This window comes from Enterobacter sp. fkY84-1, from assembly GCF_052974705.1.
Genome location: NZ_CP169393.1, coordinates 4,128,993 through 4,153,736, shown reverse-complemented (window position 1 = coordinate 4,153,736; position 24,744 = coordinate 4,128,993). Strand labels below are relative to the sequence as shown.

Below are 24,744 nucleotides of genomic sequence, written 5' to 3'. Positions count from 1 at the left end.
ACCTCAAACCCTGGAGCTTGCTCCGGGGTTTTTCATTTCTGTTTAACCATTTAAATATCAGGGATTTCGCCATGAAATTATTCGCTCAGGACTCGCATCTCGATCTTTCACATCCCCATGTGATGGGGATCCTGAATGTTACCCCTGACTCCTTCTCTGACGGCGGCACGCATAACACGCTTATCGAGGCGGTTAAGCATGCGAATTTAATGATTAATGCAGGTGCCACCATCATTGATGTTGGCGGCGAATCGACGCGCCCCGGTGCGGCGGACGTGTCTGTGGAAGAAGAGCTGGCGCGCGTGGTGCCGGTCGTTGAAGCAATCGCGCAGCGGTTTGAAGTGTGGATCTCAGTAGATACCTCCAAACCGGAAGTCATCCGAGAAGTGGCGAAAGTGGGCGCTCACATTATCAATGATATTCGTTCACTTACCGAGCCGGGAGCGATTGAGGCGGCTGCGGAAACCGGGCTGCCGGTTTGCCTGATGCATATGCAGGGGCAACCGAAAACCATGCAGGACGCGCCGAAGTATGACGATGTCTTTGCCGACGTAAATCGCTTCTTTATTGAGCATATCGAACGTTGTGAACGTGCCGGTATCCCAAAAGAGAAATTGCTGCTCGACCCGGGGTTCGGTTTCGGTAAAAATCTCTCACACAACTATGCGCTGCTTGCGCGCTTATCGGAATTTCATCACTTTGGCCTGCCGCTGCTGGTGGGGATGTCGAGAAAGTCGATGATTGGCCAGTTGCTGAATGTAGGCCCGAGCGAACGCCTGAGCGGCAGCCTGGCCTGCGCGGTGATTGCGGCGATGCAGGGGGCGCACATCATTCGTGTCCATGACGTCAAAGAAACAGTAGAAGCCATGCGTGTGGTGGAAGCCACACTGGCAGCGAAGGAAAACAAACGCTATGAGTAATCGTAAATATTTTGGTACCGACGGTATCCGCGGGCGCGTAGGCGATGCTCCCATCACCCCTGATTTTGTCCTGAAGCTCGGCTGGGCTGCCGGCAAGGTTCTGGCGCGTCATGGCTCACGTAAAATTATCATCGGTAAAGACACCCGTATTTCCGGCTATATGCTGGAATCCGCGCTGGAAGCGGGGCTGGCGGCGGCTGGACTGTCCGCCTCTTTTACAGGCCCAATGCCAACGCCTGCAGTCGCGTACCTGACGCGCACCTTCCGTGCGGAAGCGGGGATTGTTATCTCGGCCTCTCACAACCCGTTCTACGACAACGGCATTAAGTTCTTCTCTATTGATGGCACCAAGCTGCCGGATGAGGTGGAAGAAGCCATTGAAGCTGAAATGGAAAAAGAGATCACCTGTGTTGATTCCGCCGAGCTGGGTAAAGCGAACCGTATCGTTGATGCGGCGGGTCGCTATATCGAATTCTGTAAAGGCACCTTCCCGAATGAGCTGAGCCTGGCCCACCTCAAAATTGTGGTGGACTGCGCAAATGGCGCGACCTATCACATCGCCCCGAATGTCTTCCGCGAGCTGGGTGCGAAAGTAATCACCATTGGCTGCGAGCCGGATGGTCTGAACATTAACGAGCAGGTGGGGGCAACTGACGTTCGTGCCCTGCAGGCGCGCGTGCTGGCAGAAAAAGCCGATCTGGGCATTGCGCTGGACGGCGACGGTGACCGCGTGATCATGGTTGATCACGAAGGTAACAAGGTCGACGGCGACCAGATCCTCTACATTATTGCGCGTGAAGGTCTGCGTCAGGGCCAGCTGCGCGGCGGTGCGGTCGGGACGCTGATGAGTAACATGGGCCTGGAACTGGCGCTTAAACAGCTCGGTATTCCGTTCGTTCGCGCGAAAGTGGGTGACCGCTATGTGTTGGAAAAATTGCAGGAGAAGGGCTGGCGTATCGGCGCTGAGAATTCAGGTCACGTGATCCTGCTCGACAAAACCACCACCGGTGACGGTATTGTGGCCGCGTTGCAGGTGGTTGCCGCCATGGCGCGAAACCATATGAGCCTGCACGATCTGTGCAGCGGCATGAAAATGTTCCCACAGATCCTCGTAAACGTACGTTTCACTGCCGGCAAAGGCGATCCGCTGGAAAATGAGAACGTGAAAGCGGTGATGGCTGACGTTGAAGCTGCCCTGGGCAGCCGTGGTCGCGTGCTGCTGCGTAAGTCTGGTACTGAACCGCTGATCCGCGTGATGGTGGAAGGCGAAGACGAAGCGCAGGTAACCGAATTTGCGCACCGTATTGCGGATGCTGTTAAAGCTGCATAATCTTGCACGCTAAATGTTTAAAAAGGCGGCGTTTGCCGCCTTTGTTTTAAGCAATTAATGGCTTTTTGCTGTTTTTTTCCGCAGTTGATACAATGCGTCGAAAATGCCCTTGCGAAGGTGATTCGCTTTGGTTAGTATTCACACCCGCTTCAGTGGGAAACAGAAATCCTGCTAATTGGTCGAAGCATTGGTATGCGGCAAATCCGCAAGGAACAGGTTGATTATGTACGAAGCTCTTTTAGTTGTTTTCCTTATTGTAGCCATCGCTCTCGTAGCGCTGATTATGCTGCAGCAAGGTAAAGGCGCTGATATGGGAGCCTCCTTCGGAGCAGGCGCTTCCGGTACGCTGTTCGGTTCAAGTGGTTCTGCGAACTTCATGACCCGCACGACGGCGATTCTGGCGACGCTGTTCTTCATCATCAGTCTGGTGCTTGGCAATATCAACAGTAACAAGACCAGCAAAGGAAGCGAGTGGGAAAACCTGAGCGCGCCAGCAAAAACTGAGCAAACTCAGCCAGCTGCACCGGCTAAGCCAACCAGCGATATCCCGCAGTAAGTATTCCGTACCGAGGTGGTGGAATTGGTAGACACGCTACCTTGAGGTGGTAGTGCCCTAACGGGCTTGTGGGTTCGAGTCCCATCCTCGGTACCAATATTCCAGAAGAAAGACGTCGAAAGACGTCTTTTTTTTCGTCTGTAGCTTTTGCCGTTCGTAGGCCCGGTAAGCGCAGCGCCACCGGGCAAAATGGCGGGTGGCGCTGCGCTTACCCGCCCTACAAAAGCCGAACAAAAAGGCGCCCATTGGGCGCCTTTTGCATGTTTCATTATCGATTACTTCTTATCGCTGTGTTCCAGGTTTTCAACCTGCGGCAGGCCGTTACCTGAATTCGCAGAGAGCAGGCCATTCTCAACATAGTTGAACAGCTTCTCACGGGTATCGGTGATGTCCAGGTTACGCATGGTCAGCTGGCCAATACGATCGTCCGGTGAAAACACTGACTCACCTTTCTCCATGGTCAGACGCTCTGCTTTATAGGTCAGGTTATCAGACACGGTGTTCAGGATGGAGTAGTCGTTACCGCGACGCAGTTCCAGGGTCACTTCACCGGTAATTGCACTCGCCACCCAACGCTGCAGCGCATCACGCAGCATAAGCGCCTGCGGATCGAACCAGCGGCCCTGATACAGCAGTTTGCCCAGCTGACGGCCATGAGAGTGATACTGCTCAATGGTGTCTTCGTTGTGAATACCAGTCAGCAGACGCTCGTAAGCAATATGCAGCAGCGCCATTCCCGGGGCTTCATAGATGCCACGGCTTTTCGCTTCGATGATACGGTTTTCAATCTGATCGCTCATGCCCAGGCCGTGACGACCACCAATACGGTTTGCTTCCAGCATCAGCTCAACGTCATCAGAGAAGGTTTTGCCGTTCAGCGCAACCGGATGACCACGTTCGAAACGCACGGTCACTTCTTCTGCCGGGATCTTCACGTTCTCATCCCAGAACTTCACGCCCATGATTGGGTTAACGATCTTCACGCTGGAGTTCAGGAATTCCAGGTCTTTCGCTTCGTGCGTCGCACCCAGCATGTTGGAGTCGGTGGAGTAGGCTTTCTCGACGGACATCTTATAGTCAAAGCCGCAGGCGATCATAAACTCGGACATCTCATGACGACCACCCAGCTCGTCGATGAAGTCGGTATCCAGCCACGGTTTGTAGATCTGCAATTCGGCGTTGGTCAGCAGGCCATAACGATAGAAACGTTCAATATCGTTTCCTTTATAGGTGCTGCCATCACCCCAGATGTTGACGCCGTCTTCTTTCATGGCGGCAACCAGCATGGTACCGGTGACCGCACGGCCCAGCGGGGTGGTGTTGAAATAGGTCAGGCCGCCGGTGGTGTTATGGAATGCACCACACTGAATCGCCGCGATACCTTCCGCGACCAGTTGCTTACGGCAGTCAATCAGGCGCGCGTTCTCTGCACCATACTCTTTCGCGCGACGAGGAATGGCATCATAGTCGTCCTCATCCGGCTGACCCAGGTTCGCAGTATAGGCATACGGAACCGCTCCCTTCTGGCGCATCCACAGCAGTGCAGCGCTGGTATCCAGGCCACCTGAGAAAGCGATGCCAATACGTTGTCCTACCGGAAGATGCTTGAGAATCGTCGTCATAGAATAAAACCCTGCTTGATTGACTGATTAGAGACCGCTTTCGCTCTCTTGTGCATTTTTATGCAAAATAAGTGAGTATTCATTTAATCATCTTTTGGCGAAGACCGGAAGAGACTCGTGCGTTTTTTGTAAAAATTTTGGTCTGATCGATCTGGCGGAAGTCGCCTTGACAGGTGGGGTCAACTATCAATATACTAAACGCCGATTTTACGTCCCGTCTTCGGTACCAAATCCCAGCATTATTTGCAAATTCTGTCTAAAACGCGTAGAATTTGCCACGTTTCAGGCGCGGGGTGGAGCAGCCTGGTAGCTCGTCGGGCTCATAACCCGAAGGTCGTCGGTTCAAATCCGGCCCCCGCAACCACTTTCCCATAAAGTTCTTTTTCAAATATACTGTGAAGACTTAGAGCCTTCGTAGCTGGATTTGAAAAAATTCTTTCGGAGAGTGCTCCAGGCCACAGTTGTGGCTATAGGGTTCAGTTATCTAAAGCCCCGATTTATCGGGGTTTTTTGTTATCTGACTACAGAATAACTGGGCTTTACGCCCTTTTTTTATGTCTTGGGGGTGGGCTTGTCCACATTAGAGCAAAAATTAACAGAGATGATTACTGCACCGGTCGAAGCACTGGGCTACGAACTGGTCGGCATCGAATTCGTTCGCGGCCGTACATCGACGCTGCGCATCTATATTGATAGTGAAGATGGCATCAATGTTGATGATTGTGCTGATGTCAGCCACCAGGTGAGTGCGGTTCTTGATGTTGAAGACCCAATTACCGTTGCGTACAACCTGGAAGTTTCCTCACCTGGCCTCGATCGCCCGATGTTCACGGCCGAGCACTATGTGCGCTTTACCGGTGAAGAAGTGGCTCTCGTTCTGCGTATGGCCGTACAGAACCGCCGTAAATGGCAGGGAATTATCAAAGCCGTTGATGGTGAAATGATCACGGTGACAGTCGAAGGCAAAGATGAAGTGTTCGCGCTGAGTAATATCCAGAAGGCGAACCTGGTTCCCCACTTTTAACAGTCTGGATTGAGGTGAAAAGCCCGCGATGAACAAAGAAATTTTGGCTGTTGTTGAAGCCGTCTCCAACGAGAAATCACTGCCGCGTGAGAAGATTTTTGAAGCGCTGGAAAGTGCACTGGCTACAGCAACCAAGAAAAAATACGAACAAGAGATCGATGTTCGCGTAGAAATCGATCGTAAAAGCGGTGACTTCGATACATTCCGTCGTTGGGTAATCGTTGAAGAAGTGACCCAGCCGACTAAAGAGATCACGCTGGAAGCCGCCCGTTTTGAAGACGAAAGTCTGAACGTGGGTGACTACGTTGAAGATCAGATTGAGTCTGTGACCTTCGACCGTATCACTACCCAGACCGCTAAACAGGTTATCGTGCAGAAAGTGCGCGAAGCCGAGCGCGCGCTGGTTGTCGATCAGTTCCGCGATCAGGAAGGCGAAATCATCACTGGCGTGGTGAAGAAAGTGAACCGCGACAACATCTCCCTGGAGATCAAATCCGAAGGGTTGCCGGGTAACGCTGAAGCCGTGATCCTGCGTGAAGATATGCTGCCGCGTGAAAACTTCCGTCCGGGCGACCGTATTCGTGGTGTTCTGTACGCTGTGCGTCCAGAAGCTCGCGGTGCGCAGCTGTTCGTGACCCGTTCTAAACCAGAAATGCTGGTAGAACTGTTCCGTATCGAAGTACCGGAAATCGGTGAAGAAGTTATCGAAATTAAAGCGGCGGCTCGCGATCCGGGCTCCCGTGCGAAAATTGCGGTGAAAACCAACGACAAGCGTATCGACCCGGTCGGTGCTTGCGTCGGTATGCGCGGTGCGCGTGTCCAGGCAGTTTCTACTGAGCTGGGCGGCGAACGTATTGATATCGTTCTGTGGGATGACAACCCGGCGCAGTTCGTGATCAACGCAATGGCTCCGGCTGATGTGGCGTCTATCGTTGTTGACGAAGACAAACACACCATGGATATCGCTGTTGAAGCGGGCAACCTGGCGCAGGCAATCGGCCGTAACGGTCAGAACGTACGCCTGGCGTCACAGCTGAGCGGCTGGGAACTCAACGTCATGACCGTTGATGACCTGCAGGCTAAGCATCAGGCTGAAGCCCATGCGGCGATCGATACCTTCACGAAATACCTGGATATTGACGAAGACTTCGCCACTGTTCTGGTTGAAGAAGGTTTCTCTACGCTGGAAGAACTGGCCTATGTGCCAATGAAAGAGCTGCTGGAAATTGACGGTCTGGATGAACCAACCGTTGAAGCCCTGCGTGAACGCGCTAAAAACGCACTGACCACCCTGGCACTGGCTCAGGAAGAAAGCCTTGGCGATAAGAAGCCGGCTGATGACCTGCTGAATCTGGAAGGTCTTGATCGTGCGATTGCGTTCAAGCTGGCTGCCCGTGGTGTTTGTACGCTGGAAGATCTCGCTGAGCAAGGCGTTGATGACCTGGCTGATATCGAAGGTTTAACCGACGAGAAAGCCGGCGAGCTCATCATGGCCGCACGTAATATTTGCTGGTTCGGCGACGAAGCGTAATAAACTGTAGCAGGAAGGAACAGCATGACTGATGTAACTGTAAAATCGCTGGCTGCTGAGATTCAGACCTCCGTGGACCGCCTGGTACAGCAATTTGCTGATGCAGGGATCCCGAAGTCCGCTGATGACTCGGTGACCGCGCAAGAAAAACAAACCTTGTTAACGCACCTGAACCGTGAACACGGCTCTACGCCTGACAAGTTAACGCTGCAGCGCAAAACGCGTAGCACGTTAAACATCCCTGGTACCGGTGGCAAAAGCAAATCGGTACAAATTGAAGTCCGCAAGACGCGCACCTTTGTAAAACGTGATCCGCAAGAGGCAGAACGCCTTGCCGCGGAAGAGCAGGCACAGCGTGAAGCGGAAGAACAAGCTCAGCGTGAGGCGGAAGCAGCCGCCAAACGTGAAGCAGAATTAAAAGCTGAACGTGAGGCCGCAGAAAAAGCGAAACGCGACGCAAGTGATAAAGTGAAGCGTGACGCTGCGGAAAAAGACAAAGTGAGCAATCAACAGACAGACGAAATGACCAAAACCGCCCAGGCTGAAAAAGCCCGCCGTGAAAATGAAGCTGCCGAGCTGAAGCGTAAAGCGGAAGAAGAAGCCCGCCGTAAGCTGGAAGAAGAAGCTCGCCGCGTCGCCGAAGAAGCGCGTCGTATGGCTGAAGAAAATGAGAAGAACGGTGTTGATACCGCTGAGCAGTCTGAAGACACCAGCGACTATCACGTGACCACTTCTCAGCACGCACGTCAGGCTGAAGATGATAACGACCGTGAAGTAGAAGGCGGCCGTGGCCGTGGTCGTAATGCAAAAGCAGCGCGTCCGGCGAAAAAAGGTAACAAGCACGCTGAATCCAAAGCTGACCGTGAAGAAGCACGCGCGGCGGTTCGCGGTGGTAAAGGCGGCAAGCGTAAAGGTTCCGCTCTGCAGCAGGGCTTCCAGAAGCCGGCTCAGGCCGTTAACCGTGACGTTGTGATCGGCGAAACCATTACCGTTGGCGAACTGGCGAACAAGATGGCGGTTAAAGGCTCTCAGGTCATCAAAGCGATGATGAAGCTGGGCGCGATGGCAACCATCAACCAGGTGATCGATCAGGAAACTGCACAGCTGGTTGCGGAAGAGATGGGCCACAAAGTTATCCTGCGTCGTGAAAACGAGCTGGAAGAAGCAGTAATGAGCGACCGTGACACAGGTGCTGCGGCAGAACCGCGCGCACCGGTAGTGACCATCATGGGTCACGTTGACCACGGTAAGACCTCTCTGCTTGACTACATTCGCTCTACCAAGGTTGCCTCTGGCGAAGCGGGTGGGATTACCCAGCACATCGGTGCATACCACGTAGAAACTGACAACGGTATGATCACCTTCCTGGATACCCCGGGCCACGCCGCGTTTACCTCTATGCGTGCTCGTGGTGCTCAGGCGACGGATATCGTTGTTCTGGTTGTTGCGGCGGACGACGGCGTCATGCCGCAGACCATCGAAGCTATCCAGCACGCGAAAGCAGCCGGTGTGCCGGTTGTGGTTGCCGTGAACAAGATCGATAAGCCAGAAGCGGATCCCGATCGTGTTAAAAACGAACTCTCCCAGTACGGTATCCTGCCGGAAGAGTGGGGCGGCGAAAGCCAGTTCGTACACGTGTCTGCGAAAGCGGGTACCGGTATCGACGAACTGCTGGACGCGATCCTGCTGCAGGCCGAAGTTCTGGAGCTGAAAGCCATCCGTAACGGTATGGCGAGCGGTGCGGTTATCGAATCCTTCCTGGATAAAGGACGTGGCCCGGTTGCTACCGTTCTGGTTCGTGAAGGTACGCTGCATAAAGGCGATATCGTTCTGTGCGGTTTCGAATACGGTCGCGTTCGAGCGATGCGTAACGAACTGGGTCAGGAAGTGCTGGAAGCGGGTCCGTCCATTCCAGTGGAAATCCTGGGTCTGTCCGGTGTTCCGGCTGCTGGTGACGAAGTGACCGTTGTGCGTGACGAGAAGAAAGCGCGTGAAGTGGCACTGTATCGTCAGGGCAAATTCCGTGAAGTTAAACTGGCTCGTCAGCAGAAATCTAAACTCGAGAACATGTTTGCCAACATGACCGAGGGCGAAGTTCACGAAGTGAACATCGTGTTGAAAGCCGACGTTCAGGGCTCTGTGGAAGCGATCTCCGACTCCTTGCTGAAACTGTCTACCGACGAAGTGAAAGTGAAGATCATCGGTTCTGGCGTAGGTGGTATCACCGAAACCGACGCAACCCTGGCTGCTGCGTCCAACGCTATCCTGGTTGGCTTCAACGTTCGTGCGGATGCGTCTGCGCGTAAAGTGATTGAATCCGAAAGTCTGGATCTGCGTTACTACTCCGTCATCTATAACCTGATCGACGAAGTGAAAGCAGCGATGAGCGGCATGCTGTCTCCTGAGCTGAAACAGCAGATCATCGGTCTGGCTGAAGTACGTGACGTGTTCAAATCACCGAAATTCGGTGCGATCGCGGGCTGTATGGTTACCGAAGGTAACATCAAGCGTCACAACCCAATCCGCGTACTGCGTGACAACGTGGTTATCTACGAAGGCGAGCTGGAATCCCTGCGCCGCTTCAAAGATGACGTTAACGAAGTCCGTAACGGCATGGAATGTGGTATCGGCGTGAAGAACTACAACGACGTTCGCGTTGGCGATATGATCGAAGTGTTCGAGATCATCGAAATTCAGCGTACCATCGCTTAATTACCGATTGTAAGCCGGGATCGCCTCGCGCCACCCGGCAATAATTTCAAAAAGGGGCTTTAGCCCCTTTTTTGTCTGGAGAATTTATTATGGCGAAAGAATTTGGTCGCCCTCAGCGCGTAGCGCAGGAAATGCAGAAAGAGATCGCACTCATTCTGCAACGTGAAATTAAAGACCCACGCGTCGGCATGATGACCACCGTTTCCGGTGTGGAAATGTCCCGTGACCTGGCCTATGCCAAAGTGTTCGTCACCTTCCTGAACGATCAGGACGAAGCCGCAGTGAAAAACGGCATCAAAGCGCTGCAGGAAGCGTCTGGTTTCATCCGCTCTCTGCTCGGTAAGGCGATGCGCCTGCGTATCGTGCCTGAACTGACCTTCTTCTACGACAACTCGCTGGTCGAAGGTATGCGTATGTCCAACCTGGTGACCAGCGTGGTTAAACATGACGATGAGCGTCGTGTTAACCCGGCGGACGACAGCAAGGAGGACTGATGAGTCGTCCTCGTCGTCGTGGTCGCGACGTGCATGGTGTGCTGCTGCTGGATAAACCCCAGGGCGCTTCCAGCAACGACGTGCTGCAGAAAGTGAAGCGTATTTTTAACGCCAACCGTGCGGGCCACACCGGCGCGCTCGACCCGCTGGCAACCGGCATGCTGCCGGTCTGTCTGGGAGAGGCGACAAAGTTTTCCCAGTACCTGCTCGACTCCGATAAGCGTTATCGCGTTATCGCTAAGCTGGGCCAGCGCACGGATACCTCCGACGCGGATGGTCAGGTCGTGGAGGAGCGTCCGGTGACGTTCAGCGCGGAGCAGCTTGATGCGGCGCTGGAGAGCTTCCGTGGGGATACGATGCAGGTACCGTCGATGTATTCGGCGCTGAAGTATCAGGGGAAAAAACTCTACGAATATGCGCGCCAGGGCATTGAGGTCCCGCGTGAAGCCCGTCCGATTACCGTGTATGAGCTGCTCTTTATTCGCCACGAAGGCGATGAGCTGGAGCTGGAAGTGCACTGTTCGAAAGGAACCTATATTCGCACCATCATCGATGACCTCGGTGAAAAGCTGGGCTGCGGCGCGCATGTGATTTATCTGCGTCGTCTGGCGGTGAGCAAGTACCCGGTGGAGCGGATGGTAACCCTGGAACATTTGCGCGAGCTGGTTGAACAGGCGGAAGCGCAGGGGATCGCGCCGGCAGATTTGCTGGATCCGTTGCTGATGCCGATGGACAGTCCGGCTGCGGACTTCCCGGTTGTTAATCTTCCTTTAACATCGTCCGTTTACTTTAAGAACGGCAACCCGGTTCGTACGGCGGAAGCGCCGCTGGAAGGCCTGGTACGCGTGACCGAAGGTGACGAAGGGAAATTCATCGGGATGGGCGAAATGGATGGCGAAGGGCGCGTTGCGCCGCGTCGTCTGGTCGTCGAATATCCGGCCGAGGCATGACGGTGATAACGGCTCACCTTGCGATAAGCAGGGGAGACGAGTAGAATATCGCCGCTTAACGCCTGGTAAATTGTTTAACAATCTGCGGGGCGTACATGGGATTGCTGAATTAGAGATCGGCATCCTTACATTCTTTATACTTTGGAGTTTGAAAATGTCTCTAAGCGTTGAAGCTAAAGCTAAAATCGTTTCTGAGTTTGGTCGTGGTACTAACGACAGCGGTTCTACCGAAGTTCAGGTTGCACTGCTGACTGCACAGATTAACCACCTGCAGGGTCACTTTGCAGAGCACAAAAAAGATCACCACAGCCGTCGTGGTCTGCTGCGTATGGTTTCTCAGCGTCGTAAACTGCTCGACTACCTGAAACGTAAAGATGTTGCACGCTACACCGCGCTGATCGAGCGTCTGGGTCTGCGTCGCTAATTCTTGCGAGTTTCAGAAAAGGGGGCCTGATGGCCCCTTTTTTCAAGCAGACGGCAGCAATTCACTGGAAACTATTGTATTGTTGCTATAAATGATCTTCATTGCAGAGGTTCGCGCGGCTAATGAGAGGCTTCACCCAGGGGGGTGTTGGTTGTCATTAGTCGCGAGGATGCGAAGAAGGTCGGGTCAAATCGACAGCACACCGGTGGTGTGCTGTCAAACATTTAAGAAAGGACAGAACTTTGCTGAATCCGATCGTTCGTAAATTCCAGTATGGTCAACATACCGTCACGCTGGAAACCGGCATGATGGCACGTCAGGCTACTGCTGCCGTTATGGTAAGCATGGATGACACCGCGGTATTCGTTACCGTTGTGGGCCAGAAAAAAGCTAAACCAGGTCAGGACTTCTTCCCGCTGACCGTTAACTACCAGGAGCGTACCTACGCTGCCGGTAAAATCCCGGGTGGCTTCTTCCGTCGTGAAGGCCGTCCAAGCGAAGGCGAAACCCTGATCGCGCGTCTGATTGACCGCCCGGTTCGTCCGCTGTTCCCGGAAGGCTTCGTTAACGAAGTACAGGTTATCGCGACCGTTGTTTCCGTTAACCCACAGGTTAACCCGGACATCGTGGCGATGATCGGTGCGTCCGCTGCCCTGTCACTGTCTGGTATTCCATTCAATGGCCCAATCGGTGCCGCGCGCGTCGGTTACATCAACGACCAGTACGTACTGAACCCAACTCAGGAAGAGCTGAAAGAAAGTAAGCTGGACCTGGTGGTTGCGGGTACTGAAGCCGCTGTGCTGATGGTTGAATCCGAAGCAGAACTGCTGAGCGAAGACCAGATGCTGGGCGCTGTGGTCTTCGGCCATGACCAGCAGCAGGTTGTTATCCAGAACATCAACGATCTGGTGAAAGAAGCCGGTAAACCACGTTGGGACTGGCAGCCAGAAGCAGCTAACGACGCGCTGAATGCACGCGTTGCAGCTCTGGCAGAATCTCGTCTGAGCGATGCGTACCGCATTACTGACAAACAGGAGCGTTACGCTCAGGTTGACGTGATCAAGTCTGAAACTATCGCAACGCTGGTTGCTGAAGACGAAACGCTGGATGCTAACGAGCTGAGCGAAATTCTGCACGCTATCGAGAAAAACGTTGTTCGTAGCCGCGTTCTGGCAGGCGAGCCGCGTATCGATGGCCGTGAAAAAGACATGATCCGTGGTCTGGATGTGCGTACTGGCGTGCTGCCACGTACTCACGGTTCCGCGCTGTTCACCCGTGGCGAAACGCAGGCGCTGGTTACCGCGACCCTGGGTACGGCACGTGACGCACAGATCATCGACGAACTGATGGGCGAGCGCACTGACAGCTTCCTGTTCCACTACAACTTCCCTCCGTACTCCGTAGGCGAAACCGGTATGGTTGGCTCGCCGAAGCGTCGTGAAATTGGTCACGGTCGTCTGGCGAAGCGCGGCGTGCTGGCAGTCATGCCAGAAGCAGACAAATTCCCGTACACCGTACGTGTGGTGTCTGAAATCACCGAATCCAACGGTTCTTCTTCTATGGCTTCCGTGTGTGGTGCCTCTCTGGCGCTGATGGATGCAGGCGTGCCAATCAAAGCCGCCGTTGCGGGTATCGCAATGGGCCTGGTGAAAGAAGGCGACAACTATGTTGTTCTGTCTGACATTCTGGGCGACGAAGACCACCTGGGCGATATGGACTTCAAAGTGGCGGGTTCCCGCGACGGTATCTCTGCGCTGCAGATGGATATCAAAATTGAAGGTATCACCAAAGAGATCATGCAGGTTGCTCTGAACCAGGCTAAAGGTGCGCGTCTGCACATCCTGGGCGTGATGGAACAGGCTATCAACGCGCCACGCGGTGATATCTCTGAATTCGCACCGCGTATTCACACCATCAAGATCAATCCAGACAAGATCAAAGATGTTATCGGTAAGGGCGGTTCCGTAATCCGTGCGCTGACCGAAGAGACTGGCACCACCATCGAAATCGAAGATGACGGTACTGTGAAGATCGCAGCAACCGACGGCGAGAAAGCGAAATTCGCGATCCGTCGCATCGAAGAAATCACTGCAGAAATCGAAGTGGGCCGCGTCTATGCAGGTAAAGTGACCCGTATCGTTGACTTTGGCGCGTTCGTTGCCATCGGTGGCGGTAAAGAAGGTCTGGTTCACATCTCTCAGATCGCTGACAAGCGCGTTGAGAAAGTGACCGATTACCTGCAGATGGGTCAGGAAGTACCGGTTAAAGTTCTGGAAGTTGATCGCCAGGGCCGTATCCGTCTGAGCATTAAAGAAGCAACCGAGCAGTCTCAGCCAGCTGCTGCGCCAGAAGCACAGGCCGCAGAACAGCAAGGCGAGTAAGTTGCCATTTGCCCTCCGCTTTGCGGAGGGCCTATTATCAGGCAGGACGCCTTGTTAAGCCGCCGGGGGACAGGACGTTCATCCAATAGTTGTCTTCGGGAGTGGGAAATGAAGCCTTTTTTGCGCTGGTGTTTCGTTGCGACAGCTTTAACGCTGGCAGGATGCAGCAACTCTGCCTGGCGTAAGAGCGAAGTCCTCGCAGTGCCATTGCAACCGACTTTGCAGCAGGAAGTGATCCTGGCACGCATGGAACAAATACTTGCCAGTCGGGCTTTAACCGATGACGAACGCGCACAGCTTTTATATGAGCGCGGAGTGTTGTATGATAGTCTCGGTCTGAGGGCATTGGCGCGAAATGATTTTTCACAAGCGCTGGCTATCCGACCTGATATGCCTGAAGTATTCAATTACTTAGGCATTTATTTAACGCAGGCAGGCAATTTTGATGCTGCCTATGAAGCGTTTGATTCTGTACTTGAGCTTGATCCAACTTACAACTACGCGCACTTGAATCGCGGTATCGCATTGTATTACGGCGGTCGTGACAAGTTAGCGCAAGATGATCTGCTGGCGTTTTATCAAGACGATCCTAATGATCCTTTCCGTAGCCTGTGGCTTTACATCGTTGAGCGGAAGCTCGATGAGAAGCAGGCAAAAGAGGCACTGAAACAGCGCTTCGATAAATCGGACAAGGAACAGTGGGGATGGAACATTGTCGAGTTCTACCTGGGCAACATTAGCGAAGCAACGCTGATGGAACGCCTCAAGGCGGACGCAACGGATAACACCTCGCTCGCTGAGCATCTCAGTGAAACCAACTTCTATTTAGGTAAGTACTACCTAAGTCTGGGGGATAAGGACAGCGCTACGGCACTGTTCAAATTAGCGGTTGCTAACAACGTACACAACTTCGTTGAGCACCGTTATGCATTGTTGGAATTATCGCTCTTGGGCCAGGAGCAAGACGACCTGGCAGAATCGGACCAGCAATAGCTGACGACATAAACATCAGCCCGTAATCTTTTGATTGCCATCACCTTAACTGGTGAGGGCGTTGTTGTTCGTCAATACACCTACTTTGAGCCGGTTCACACTTTTCAATGAAAATTGCTAATCATTTTCACGATGAGCTAAGTAGACTGGCCGCCATTGACATTGAGGCACTCGTACTACATGGCTGAATTCGAAACCACTTTTGCAGATCTGGGCCTGAAGGCTCCTATCCTTGAAGCCCTTAACGATCTGGGTTACGAAAAACCATCTCCGATCCAGGCTGAGTGTATCCCACACCTGCTTTCTGGTCGTGACGTGCTGGGCATGGCCCAGACTGGTAGCGGTAAAACTGCAGCGTTCTCGCTGCCGCTGCTGAACAACATTGATCCGGACCTGCGTGCACCGCAGATCCTCGTTCTGGCTCCAACCCGTGAACTGGCTGTTCAGGTTGCAGAAGCCATGACGGAATTCTCTAAACATATGCGCGGCGTAAACGTGGTTGCCCTGTACGGCGGCCAGCGTTATGACGTGCAGTTACGCGCCCTGCGCCAGGGCCCACAGATTGTTGTCGGTACGCCGGGCCGTCTGCTGGATCACCTGAAGCGCGGTACCCTGGACCTCTCTAAACTGAGCGGTCTGGTACTGGATGAAGCAGATGAAATGCTGCGTATGGGCTTCATCGAAGACGTTGAAACCATTATGGCGCAGATCCCGGACGGTCATCAGACCGCGCTGTTCTCTGCAACCATGCCGGAAGCTATCCGTCGCATTACCCGCCGCTTCATGAAAGAGCCGCAGGAAGTGCGTATTCAGTCCAGCGTAACCACTCGCCCGGACATCAGCCAGAGCTACTGGTCTGTGTACGGTATGCGTAAAAACGAAGCGCTGGTACGTTTCCTGGAAGCGGAAGATTTTGATGCGGCGATTATCTTCGTTCGTACCAAAAACGCGACCCTGGAAGTGGCTGAAGCCCTGGAGCGTAGCGGCTATAACAGCGCAGCGCTGAACGGTGACATGAACCAGGCCCTGCGTGAGCAGACTCTGGAGCGTCTGAAAGACGGTCGTCTGGATATCCTGATTGCAACCGACGTGGCAGCACGTGGTCTGGACGTTGAGCGTATCAGCCTGGTTGTTAACTACGACATCCCGATGGATTCCGAGTCTTACGTTCACCGTATCGGCCGTACCGGTCGTGCGGGTCGTGCTGGCCGTGCGCTGCTGTTCGTTGAGAACCGCGAGCGTCGTCTGCTGCGTAACATCGAACGCACCATGAAGCTGACCATTCCAGAAGCGGACCTGCCAAACGCAGAGCTGCTGGGCAAACGCCGTCTGGAAAAATTCGCCGCCAAAGTACAGCAGCAGCTGGAAAGCAGCGATCTGGATCAGTACCGTGCGCTGCTGTCGCAGATTCAGCCTGTTGCTGAAGGCGAAGAGCTGGATATGGAAACCCTGGCTGCAGCACTGCTGAAAATGGCTCAGGGCGAACGTAGCCTGATCGTGCCACCAGATGCGCCGATGCGTCCTAAGCGTGAATTCCGTGACCGTGACGATCGCTTCGAACGTCGTGGCGACCGTAACGATCGTGGCCCACGTGGTGACCGTCCAGAGCGTGGTGGTGAAGACCGTCCACGTCGTGAACGTCGCGACGCAGGCGACATGGAACTGTACCGCATTGAAGTGGGCCGTGATGATGGCGTTGAGGTTCGTCACATCGTTGGCGCGATCGCTAACGAAGGCGACATCAGCAGCCGTTACATCGGTAACATCAAGCTGTTCGCATCCCACTCAACCATCGAGCTGCCAAAAGGCATGCCGGGTGAAGTACTGCAGCACTTTACGCGTACCCGCATCCTGAACAAGCCGATGAACATGCAGCTGCTGGGCGATGCACAGCCACGTCCTGACCGTGGCGGCGAACGCCGTGGTGGTGGTCGCGGTTTCGGCGGCGAGCGTCGTGAAGGCGGTCGCAGCGAAGGTCGCGGTGGTGAAGGTCGTCGTTTCTCCGGCGAGCGCCGCGAAAGCCGTGGTCCACGTCGTGAAGAAGGCACCAGCCGTCGTCGTTTCGGTGACGCGTAAGCCTTACGCTTCTGACGTAAAGTAAAATATACAGCCCCGATACATGCTATCGGGGCTTTTTTTATTCCCTTTGTACTCTTGTACTGGTACAGTGCGTCACATTAAAATGCAGAACCGCATGATTGACTGGAGAAAAGGCTGTATGGCGACACTAACCACCACCCAAACGTCACCTTCGCTGCTTGGCGGCGTGGTGATCATCGGCGGAACCATTATAGGTGCCGGGATGTTCTCCCTGCCCGTGGTCATGTCCGGTGCGTGGTTCTTCTGGTCGCTGGCCGCGCTGGTCTTTACCTGGTTCTGTATGCTTCATTCCGGGCTGATGATCCTCGAAGCCAACCTGAACTACCGCATTGGCGCGAGCTTTGACACCATTACCAAAGACCTGCTGGGCAAAGGCTGGAACCTGGTGAACGGTCTGTCCATCGCGTTTGTGCTCTATATCCTGACCTACGCATATATTTCGGCGAGCGGTTCGATTCTGCATCACACCTTCTCTGAGATGTCGCTGAACGTTCCGGCGCGTCTGGCCGGGCTGTGCTTTGCGCTGGGCGTGGCGTTTATCGTCTGGATGAGTACCAAAGCGGTAAGCCGGATGACGGCAATCGTACTGGGCGCGAAGGTCATCACCTTCTTCCTGACCTTCGGCAGCCTGCTGGGGCACGTGACGCCCGCCACGCTGTTTAACGTTGCCGAAGTGAATACCTCCTATACGCCGTACCTGCTGATGACGCTGCCGTTCTGTCTGGCGTCGTTCGGCTACCACGGTAACGTGCCGAGCCTGATGAAGTACTACGGCAAAGATCCGCGCACCATTGTGAAGTGTCTGGTCTACGGCACGCTGCTGGCGCTGGCGCTGTATGTCATCTGGCTGCTCGGAACGATGGGCAACATCCCGCGCCCGGAATTTATCGGTATTGCGCAGAAGGGCGGTAACATTGACGTGCTGGTGCAGGCGCTGAGCGGCGTGCTGAACAGCCGCAGCCTGGATCTGCTGCTGGTTATCTTCTCTAACTTTGCGGTGGCGAGCTCTTTCCTCGGCGTGACGCTGGGCCTGTTTGACTACCTGGCGGATCTGTTCGGCTTTGATGATTCTGCGATGGGGCGTTTTAAAACCGCGCTGCTGACCTTCCTGCCGCCGATTGTGGGCGGCCTGCTGTGGCCGAACGGCTTCCTGTACGCCATCGGCTATGCCGGACTGGCGGCAACCATCTGGGCGGCAATAGTGCCCGCGCTGCTGGCGCGTAAATCACGTAAACGCTTCGGTAGCCCGAAATTCCGCGTCTGGGGCGGTAAGCCGATGATTGCGCTGATCCTGGTGTTCGGCGCGGGCAATGCCCTGGTACACGTGCTGTCGAGTTTTAATCTGTTGCCGGTGTACCAGTAAACATTTTGTGCCGGATGGCGGCTACGCCTTATCCGGCCTACGCGTCCCCGTAGGCCTGGTAAGCGAAGCGCCACCTGGCAAAAAGGCTACCCCACCAACTCCTCCTTCACCTGCATGGCCAAATCAAACGAGTGCAAACGCGCCTGGTGATCGAAAATCTGGCCGTTAACCATAATTTCATCCGCCTGCGTTTCACGCAGCACCGCCTCCAGCCCGTGACGCACTTTCGCTTTATCGCCAACTAGCGACATGCTCAGCGCCTGTTGAACGCCATACTGCTCTGAAGCTGACCACAGCTGATGCATATTCTCCACTGGCGGCGGAAGCTGGCCCGTCTCCCCGCGACGCAGCTTTACAAACGCCTGCTGCATGGAGGTGAACAGGAATTCCGCGTCGCGATTGCTGTCGGCAGCAATGATGTTGATACACACCATCGCGTACGGTTTCTCCAGACGCTCGGACGGTTTGAAGTGCGTACGGTAAAGATGCAGCGCCTGATGCAACATATCCGGCGCGAAATGGGAGGCAAACGCAAACGGCAGCCCCAGCTGTGCGGCGAGCTGCGCGCTGTAGAGGCTTGAGCCCAACAGCCATACCGGGATCTTCTCGCCGTAACCAGGTACCGGGCGCACGTGCGGGTTCGGGTCACGTGCGTCGAACCAGTCCACCAGTTCGGCCACGTCGCGCGGGAAGTTATCAATATCGCCGCTCATATGGCGACGCAGGGCGCGCATGGTCGGCTGATCGCTGCCCGGCGCACGGCCAAGCCCTAAATCGATACGGCCCGGATAGAGGGTATTCAGCGTGCCGAACTGCTCGGCGATCACCAGCGGGGCGTGGTTCGGCAGCATCACGCCGCCGGAGCCCAGGTGCAGCGTGGTGGTATTTGCCGCCAGATAACCAATCAGTACCGAGGTGGCGGCGCTGGCAATGCCCACCATGTTGTGGTGTTCGGCCAGCCAGTAGCGGTGATAGCCACGCTTTTCGGCCAGCTGAGCCAGATCCAGAGAGTGCGAAAAGGCTTCTCTCGCCGAGGAGCCTTGTGGGATCGGCGCCAGATCCAGCACCGAAAACGGAAGGGTTTTGTCAGTCATAACAGCTCACTTTGTCGACGGTGAATCTTTAATACTGCATTAAAAAATGATAACCGTTGTTAACAAAGTGAGCCTTTTTTTAGGCCTGAAGTTCCAGCCCGGCCAGACGCTTCCAGTAGCCGTTACAGTCGCTGTTCGCCGTCAGCGGCAGCGGAGCGGCACCGTTTTCGTTAGCGCGGAAGGCGTCCAGCATCGCGAACACGCCGGTATCGAGCGGCGACAGACGCACCATATCTACCAGCCCGTCCATCGACGCCAGCTCGTTGCCGAGGTTATAGACATAGCCGCTCATGGTCTGAATACCGTTGAGAACAAACACCTGCTGGTTCTCCTGCGACAGCATGCTGCGCCCGTTTGGGTACTTAATGCAGCAGGTTTCGCACTCGTCTTTCGGACGGTCTTCCGAGCGTGCGGTAAAGCAGCGGGCGGAATAGGCCAGCGGCAGATGCCCGTAGCTCAGCACTTCCACTTCAAACTTGTTGCGAATGTCCAGCTCTTCGCACTGCGTGAGCAGGTTTGCCAGCCAGTCGCGGGAGAGTTCAACCGGCATGCACCAGCGCGTCATGCCCTGTTTGAGCAGCAGGCGAAGGGTCACGGCGTTGTAGCAGTTCAGGGCATGGCCCGCGACAAACGGCAGCTTGCGTTCGGCGCACATGTTCACCACGCCGAGATCGCTCGCTTCCAGCAGGAACTCGCCGTTCTCTACGTAGCGTTTCAGCTCGCCCAGTTCGGAAGAGGCCTGCACCAGCGCGAGCGTGGAGAGCACCACCTGCTTGCCGCTGCCGGCCAGGCTTTTCGCCATCTCCAGCCAGTCGCCCACTTTGGTGGCGCGGCGCTTGCTGCACACCGCCTCGCCGAGGTAAATCACATCGGCGCTGCTGGTGGCGGCCTGTTGGTAAAAATCTTCCAGCGTCTCTTTTGGCCAGTAGTAGAGCACCGGCCCTAATGAATATTTCATGATTTTCTCACTGCCATTTACGGTGATACGCGCCCAGCGTGGTTTGCGTGCCTTCGGACATCGATCCGAGCGTCTCCATCCAGGCCTGCTGCGGAGCGTAGTTCTGCGGGTCCGCCATGCAGCGGTCGATGGCCTGACGCCACACTTTCGCCACCTGGCTCACGTAGGCCGGGCTACGCTGGCGACCTTCGATTTTCACCGAGGCAATATTGGCCGCCAGCAGTTCCGGCAGCAGCTCCAGCGTGTTGAGGCTGGTCGGCTCCTCCAGCGCGTGATAGCGCTCGCCGTCGACCAGATAGCGGCCTTTACACAGGGTGGGATAACCGGCGTTTTCACCGTCCTGATAGCGGTCGATCAGCACCTCATTCAGGCGGGATTCCAGCCCCTGCGGCGTTTGCTGCCAGCGGACAAAGCGGGCAGGGGAGCAGGCCCCGACAGTATTTGGCGACTCGCCGGTCAGATACGAGGAAAGATAGCAACGGCCTTCGGCCATAATGCACAGGCTGCCAAAGGCAAAAACTTCCAGCGGCACTGGCGTGACGCGTGCGAGTTGCTTAACCTGATGAATAGAGAGCACGCGCGGCAGCACCACGCGGGCCACGTCAAAGTTTCGGTGATAAAAACGCACGGCCTCTTCGTTGGTGGCAGATGCCTGAACAGAGACGTGGCGCTCAATATGGGGATAGCGTTCTGCCGCATACTCAAGCATGGCGAGGTCGGCCAGAATCAGCGCATCGGCACCCAGTTGTGCCGCCATATCCACCGCGCGCTGCCAGCGGGCGTACCCGTCAGGATGAGCAAAGGTATTGATGGCGATATGCAGCTTGCGGCGGTGCTGGTGAACGAAGTTAACGGCTTCCTGAAGCTTTTTCTCCGTAAAGTTAAGGCCAGCAAAATGGCGGGCATTGGTGTCATCTTTTAGCCCGATATAGACCGCATCGGCCCCATTTTCGATGGCCGCCTTAAGCGCCGGAAGGTTTCCGGCAGGGCAGAGCAGCTCCATAATTTATCCTGATGTTATCGATCGCAAAAATGTTAACGAGCTGGGATTTTAATTAACCCATACGCGACAATTTTTGATTTAAGGCAGCTAATGGCGTATTGATGGCACCAATAATGAGGTTGTCCGGACGACGGTTTGTTGATTTACGCCGCTATGTTGTGCGTCGGATATGGCAAAATAGCAGGACTATAGATATCAGGGAGTAAAGCTCGTGCTGGATAAACTGCGTTCACGTCTCGTACAATTTGGCCCATCAATGCTGAGCGTGCCGGTCAAGCTGGCGCCGTTCGCGCTCAAACGTCAGGTGCTGGAGCAGGTCCTGAGTTGGCAGTTCCGCCAGGCGCTGCAGGATGGCGAGCTGGAATTCCTGGAAGGCCGCTGGTTGAGCATTGAAGTGCGTGACATCGGGCTGCGTTGGTTTACCTCCGTTGAGAATGACCAGCTGATCGTCCGTGAAACCGCCGAGGCGGACGTGAGCTTTAGCGCCAACGCCAGCGATCTGCTGATGATCGCCGCGCGTAAACAGGATCCGGATACGCTCTTCTTCCAGCGCCGTCTGGTGATTGAAGGCGACACGGAGTTGGGCCTGTACGTGAAGAATTTAATGGATGCCATTGAGCTGGAGCAGATGCCGAAAGCGCTGCGCGTGATGTTGATGCAAATGGCAGATTTCGTTGAGGCCGGGCTGAAAGCCCCGCCGGACAGTAAACACACTTCAGTAGGTGAGCCATGCTGATTCGAGTCGAAATAGGGATTGATGCGCCGGGGATCGATGCGCTGCTGCGCCGTGCTTTCGCGAGCGATGCCGAAGCCCAGCTGGTCCACGATCTCCGCGAAGACGGTCTGATTACGCTGGGGCTGGTCGCCACCGATGACGAAGGTCAGGTGGTGGGCTATGTTGCCTTCAGTCCGGTCACCGTTCAGGGCGAAGAGCTGCAGTGGGTCGGTATGGCGCCGCTGGCGGTGGATGAAAACTATCGCGGGCAGGGGCTGGCGCGTCAGCTGGTCTATGAAGGGCTGGATTCGCTCAATGAGTTCGGTTATGCGGCCGTTGTTGCGCTGGGCGATCCGGCGTTCTATGGCCGTTTAGGCTTCGAGCAGGCCGCGCATTACGATCTGCGCTGCCGCTGGCCGGGTACGGAATCCGCGTTCCAGGTGCACCGTCTGGCGGACGATGCGCTCAACGGCGTCAATGGCCTGGTCGAGTACCACGACCATTTCAATCGCTTTTAATCAGGCTCTCGCGTAGCGCCTCAAAGGAGCCGTCTCCGGTCACGAGGCGCTCTTTCTGGCGCTTCGTCAGCTGTTTGATGCGGTATTCCAGCCTGAGCGCCAGCGATCGGTCACCGACGGGCGCCGAAAAGGCGAGCTGTAATTCCCCTTTCCCCCGCAGTGCTTTTGCCCCTTTCCCCGTTTGATGTTGTAAAAAACGCCGCGCCACATCGGTGGTGATCCCGGTGTAGAGTGCGTTATCAGCGGTTCGGACAAGATAGAGAAACCAGCACACGGTAAACAGATTCAGTATGTTAAGGTGAACGCACCATAGCATGAGAGAGAACGAAAATGGAAACACTGGCAGCCATCAACCGCTGGCTGGCGAAGCAGCACGTCGTCACCTGGTGCGTCTACAGCGAGGGTGAGATGTGGTGCGCAAACGCGTTTTACTACTACGATCCGCAGCGCGTCGCGTTTTATGTCATGAGTGAAGACAAAACGCGTCATGCGCAGATGACCGGCCAGCAGGCGAAGGTCGCGGGCACGGTGAATGGCCAGCCGAAAACGGTCGCGCTGATCCGTGGGGTACAGTTTAAAGGGGAAATCCGTCGTCTGGACGGAGAAGAGAGCGACGCGCGTCGTAAGCACTACACGCGCCGCTTTCCGGTTGCCGCTGCGCTAAAAGCCCCGGTGTGGGAAATCCGCCTCGATGAGCTGAAATTTACCGACAACACCCTGGGCTTTGGCAAGAAGCTGCACTGGCTACGCGCCGAGCAGGCGTAGCGCTTCGCGGTTAAACGCCGGGAGATCGTCCGGGGTCCGGCTGGTGATCAACTGGTCTTTGTCGTTGACCACCTCCTGATCGTAAAATTCGGCACCCGCATTTTTCAGATCGATAACGATCGGTTTCACCGCCGTGAGCTTACGCCCGCGGACAACCTCCGCGCTGATGAGCAACTGCGGGCCGTGACAGATGGCAAAGACCGGTTTGCCGGTAGAGACAAAGTCCCGGGTGAAGGTCACGAAGCGCTCGTCTCCGCGCAGGGAATCCGGTGAATGGCCGCCGGGTAACAGCAGGGCGTCAAAATCGGAGGGGCTAACGTTATCGATGGTCTCATCAATGGTCACGCTGGCCTCGCCCTTATGACCTGTCACCGTTTTGCCCGCTTCTTTCTCGATGGTGATGACCTCATGTCCCGCCTTGCGGAACGCCTCTGCAGGAGAGGTGAATTCTGAATCTTCAAACTCGTCGGTAATCAAGACTGCGATTTTCTTGCCCATGCTTCCTCCGTTGTTTTGGCTTCAGACTGATTTTTCTCCGCTTGTGGTAAATACTTACCTTTAACAGACTTCTAAGTGTGGTCGACGACGCTGAGTTCGCAAACGGACAATTCTGTAAAGGGGATACGATGAGTCAGGTACTGATTACCGGGGCTACCGGGCTAGTGGGCGATCATCTGCTGCGGCTGCTGATTCAGGATCGCCGCGTGAACTACATCGCCGCCCCGACGCGTCGACCGCTGGCGGACATCTCCGGCGTCTTTAATCCGCACGATCCTCAGCTGACGGATGCGCTGGCGCAGGTGCAGGATCCCATTGATATCGCGTTTTGCTGTCTGGGCACCACGCGGCGGGAGGCGGGGAGCAAAGAGGCATTTATCCACGCCGACTATACGCTGGTGGTGGACACCGCGCTTACGGCGAAAAAGCTGGGAGCCAGACATTTTCTGGTGGTCAGCGCGCTGGGCGCCAGTGCCGGATCGCCTTTCTTCTACAACAAGGTGAAGGGCAAGATGGAGGATGCACTGATTGCGCAGAAATGGGAGCAGCTGACGATTGTGCGCCCCTCGATGCTGATCGGCCACCGCGACGAGCGCCGCTTTAACGAGTCGATCCTGGCCCCGCTGTTTCGGATCCTTCCCGGCAACTGGAAAGCCATCGAGGCGCGGGACGTCGCGCGGGCGATGTTAAAAGAGGGACTGGCCCCGTCAAAAGCGGGCGTAAACATTATCCCTTCGGCAAAACTGCGTGAAATCGCGCAGGGCGAGGCGTAAACTCCCCCGGCTAATTACTC

The 24,744-nt window shown here is 55.3% G+C and carries 24 protein-coding genes and 2 tRNA genes; 20 read left to right on the top strand and 6 right to left on the bottom strand.

Translation table 11 applies throughout. From position 1 onward, the window contains the following. Window positions 1–71: 71 nt before the first annotated feature. The 4 genes from folP (at window position 72) to ACEPLT_RS19805 (ending at window position 2,902) form a co-directional block, all read left to right on the top strand. A complete protein-coding gene (folP, locus tag ACEPLT_RS19820; RefSeq protein ID WP_008501468.1) occupies window positions 72–920 on the top strand; it encodes a dihydropteroate synthase in 849 nt (282 codons plus the stop codon). Next, the gene (glmM, locus tag ACEPLT_RS19815; RefSeq protein WP_008501469.1) at window positions 913–2,250 is read left to right on the top strand and encodes a phosphoglucosamine mutase; all 1,338 of its coding nucleotides are present in this window, start codon (window positions 913–915) and stop codon (window positions 2,248–2,250) included. Before folP ends, glmM begins: the two co-directional genes overlap by 8 nt. A 223-nt stretch (window positions 2,251–2,473) precedes the next feature. Beyond that, on the top strand, window positions 2,474–2,806 hold the full coding sequence (secG, locus tag ACEPLT_RS19810; protein WP_021242256.1) for a preprotein translocase subunit SecG: 333 nt from the start codon (window positions 2,474–2,476) through the stop codon (window positions 2,804–2,806). Window positions 2,807–2,815: 9 nt separating this feature from the next. Next, window positions 2,816–2,902 (top strand) — tRNA-Leu (locus ACEPLT_RS19805). A 179-nt stretch (window positions 2,903–3,081) separates the two neighbouring features. Here ACEPLT_RS19805 and argG read toward each other — a convergent pair. After that, entirely contained in the window at window positions 3,082–4,428 is a 1,347-nt protein-coding gene (gene argG / locus ACEPLT_RS19800) for an argininosuccinate synthase (protein WP_023294661.1), read from the bottom strand. Window positions 4,429–4,715: 287 nt separating this feature from the next. Between argG and ACEPLT_RS19795 the strand changes: the two genes are divergently transcribed. From ACEPLT_RS19795 to mtr, 12 genes are all read left to right on the top strand, one after another. Further along, window positions 4,716–4,792, top strand: a tRNA-Met gene (locus tag ACEPLT_RS19795). 207 nt (window positions 4,793–4,999) lie between these two features. After that, window positions 5,000–5,452: a ribosome maturation factor RimP gene (gene rimP / locus ACEPLT_RS19790; RefSeq protein WP_014833432.1), complete on the top strand. Its 453-nt coding sequence runs from the start codon at window positions 5,000–5,002 to the stop codon at window positions 5,450–5,452. Between the two features lie 28 nt (window positions 5,453–5,480). Beyond that, window positions 5,481–6,983 carry a transcription termination factor NusA gene (nusA, locus tag ACEPLT_RS19785; protein ID WP_003861798.1) on the top strand — a complete coding sequence of 501 codons (1,503 nt, stop codon included), beginning with the start codon at window positions 5,481–5,483 and terminating at the stop codon, window positions 6,981–6,983. A 24-nt stretch (window positions 6,984–7,007) separates the two neighbouring features. Next, window positions 7,008–9,695, top strand: a complete 2,688-nt coding sequence (gene infB / locus ACEPLT_RS19780) for a translation initiation factor IF-2 (RefSeq protein WP_045910098.1) — start codon at window positions 7,008–7,010, stop codon at window positions 9,693–9,695. Window positions 9,696–9,784: 89 nt separating this feature from the next. Further along, complete coding sequence (rbfA, locus tag ACEPLT_RS19775; RefSeq protein ID WP_003024988.1) at window positions 9,785–10,189, top strand: 30S ribosome-binding factor RbfA; 405 nt, start codon at window positions 9,785–9,787, stop codon at window positions 10,187–10,189. After that, window positions 10,189–11,139 carry a tRNA pseudouridine(55) synthase TruB gene (gene truB, locus ACEPLT_RS19770; protein ID WP_232927473.1) on the top strand — a complete coding sequence of 317 codons (951 nt, stop codon included), beginning with the start codon at window positions 10,189–10,191 and terminating at the stop codon, window positions 11,137–11,139. Before rbfA ends, truB begins: the two co-directional genes overlap by 1 nt. A gap of 154 nt (window positions 11,140–11,293) precedes the next feature. Then, the gene (gene rpsO / locus ACEPLT_RS19765; protein ID WP_003861789.1) at window positions 11,294–11,563 is read left to right on the top strand and encodes a 30S ribosomal protein S15; all 270 of its coding nucleotides are present in this window, start codon (window positions 11,294–11,296) and stop codon (window positions 11,561–11,563) included. Between the two features lie 242 nt (window positions 11,564–11,805). After that, window positions 11,806–13,944 (top strand): polyribonucleotide nucleotidyltransferase, encoded by a 2,139-nt coding sequence (gene pnp / locus ACEPLT_RS19760; RefSeq protein ID WP_045910096.1) that lies wholly within the window; start codon window positions 11,806–11,808, stop codon window positions 13,942–13,944. Between the two features lie 108 nt (window positions 13,945–14,052). Beyond that, a complete protein-coding gene (gene nlpI, locus ACEPLT_RS19755) occupies window positions 14,053–14,937 on the top strand; it encodes a lipoprotein NlpI (protein ID WP_008501476.1) in 885 nt (294 codons plus the stop codon). Between the two features lie 107 nt (window positions 14,938–15,044). Beyond that, a complete protein-coding gene (gene yrbN / locus ACEPLT_RS19750) occupies window positions 15,045–15,125 on the top strand; it encodes a protein YrbN (RefSeq protein WP_100122156.1) in 81 nt (26 codons plus the stop codon). Next, window positions 15,118–17,013, top strand: a complete 1,896-nt coding sequence (locus ACEPLT_RS19745) for a DEAD/DEAH family ATP-dependent RNA helicase (RefSeq protein WP_048028855.1) — start codon at window positions 15,118–15,120, stop codon at window positions 17,011–17,013. The genes yrbN and ACEPLT_RS19745 overlap by 8 nt, the downstream gene beginning before the upstream one ends. Window positions 17,014–17,155: 142 nt before the next feature. Beyond that, window positions 17,156–18,400 (top strand): tryptophan permease, encoded by a 1,245-nt coding sequence (gene mtr / locus ACEPLT_RS19740; protein ID WP_008501478.1) that lies wholly within the window; start codon window positions 17,156–17,158, stop codon window positions 18,398–18,400. Window positions 18,401–18,486: 86 nt separating this feature from the next. On the opposite strand, the gene ACEPLT_RS19735 is transcribed toward mtr, so the two are convergent. From ACEPLT_RS19735 to ubiU, 3 genes are all read right to left on the bottom strand, one after another. Then, on the bottom strand, window positions 18,487–19,494 hold the full coding sequence (locus ACEPLT_RS19735; protein ID WP_023326163.1) for a luciferase-like monooxygenase: 1,008 nt from the start codon (window positions 19,492–19,494) through the stop codon (window positions 18,487–18,489). Window positions 19,495–19,573: 79 nt separating this feature from the next. Next, window positions 19,574–20,452, bottom strand: coding sequence for a U32 family peptidase (locus ACEPLT_RS19730; protein ID WP_111967404.1), 879 nt, complete (start codon window positions 20,450–20,452; stop codon window positions 19,574–19,576). Between the two features lie 7 nt (window positions 20,453–20,459). After that, complete coding sequence (gene ubiU, locus ACEPLT_RS19725) at window positions 20,460–21,455, bottom strand: ubiquinone anaerobic biosynthesis protein UbiU (RefSeq protein WP_021242249.1); 996 nt, start codon at window positions 21,453–21,455, stop codon at window positions 20,460–20,462. A 211-nt stretch (window positions 21,456–21,666) separates the two neighbouring features. Here ubiU and ubiT point away from each other — a divergent pair, with 211 nt between their 5' ends. Then, the gene (gene ubiT, locus ACEPLT_RS19720) at window positions 21,667–22,191 is read left to right on the top strand and encodes a ubiquinone anaerobic biosynthesis accessory factor UbiT (protein WP_045910093.1); all 525 of its coding nucleotides are present in this window, start codon (window positions 21,667–21,669) and stop codon (window positions 22,189–22,191) included. Further along, on the top strand, window positions 22,185–22,688 hold the full coding sequence (locus tag ACEPLT_RS19715; protein ID WP_045910092.1) for a GNAT family N-acetyltransferase: 504 nt from the start codon (window positions 22,185–22,187) through the stop codon (window positions 22,686–22,688). Before ubiT ends, ACEPLT_RS19715 begins: the two co-directional genes overlap by 7 nt. On the opposite strand, the gene ACEPLT_RS19710 is transcribed toward ACEPLT_RS19715, so the two are convergent. After that, window positions 22,675–23,004 carry a GIY-YIG nuclease family protein gene (locus ACEPLT_RS19710; RefSeq protein WP_008501484.1) on the bottom strand — a complete coding sequence of 110 codons (330 nt, stop codon included), beginning with the start codon at window positions 23,002–23,004 and terminating at the stop codon, window positions 22,675–22,677. The two genes, ACEPLT_RS19715 and ACEPLT_RS19710, sit on opposite strands and share 14 nt — an antisense overlap. A 14-nt stretch (window positions 23,005–23,018) precedes the next feature. Here ACEPLT_RS19710 and ACEPLT_RS19705 point away from each other — a divergent pair, with 14 nt between their 5' ends. Beyond that, window positions 23,019–23,453 (top strand): YhbP family protein, encoded by a 435-nt coding sequence (locus ACEPLT_RS19705; protein WP_232927472.1) that lies wholly within the window; start codon window positions 23,019–23,021, stop codon window positions 23,451–23,453. Here the strand turns inward: ACEPLT_RS19705 and ACEPLT_RS19700 are convergent. Further along, window positions 23,433–23,951, bottom strand: a complete 519-nt coding sequence (locus tag ACEPLT_RS19700; RefSeq protein WP_115876340.1) for a type 1 glutamine amidotransferase domain-containing protein — start codon at window positions 23,949–23,951, stop codon at window positions 23,433–23,435. The two genes, ACEPLT_RS19705 and ACEPLT_RS19700, sit on opposite strands and share 21 nt — an antisense overlap. 128 nt (window positions 23,952–24,079) lie before the next feature. Between ACEPLT_RS19700 and ACEPLT_RS19695 the strand changes: the two genes are divergently transcribed. Further along, window positions 24,080–24,724: an NAD(P)H-binding protein gene (locus ACEPLT_RS19695; protein ID WP_045910091.1), complete on the top strand. Its 645-nt coding sequence runs from the start codon at window positions 24,080–24,082 to the stop codon at window positions 24,722–24,724. The last annotated feature ends 20 nt before the right edge of the window (window positions 24,725–24,744 follow it).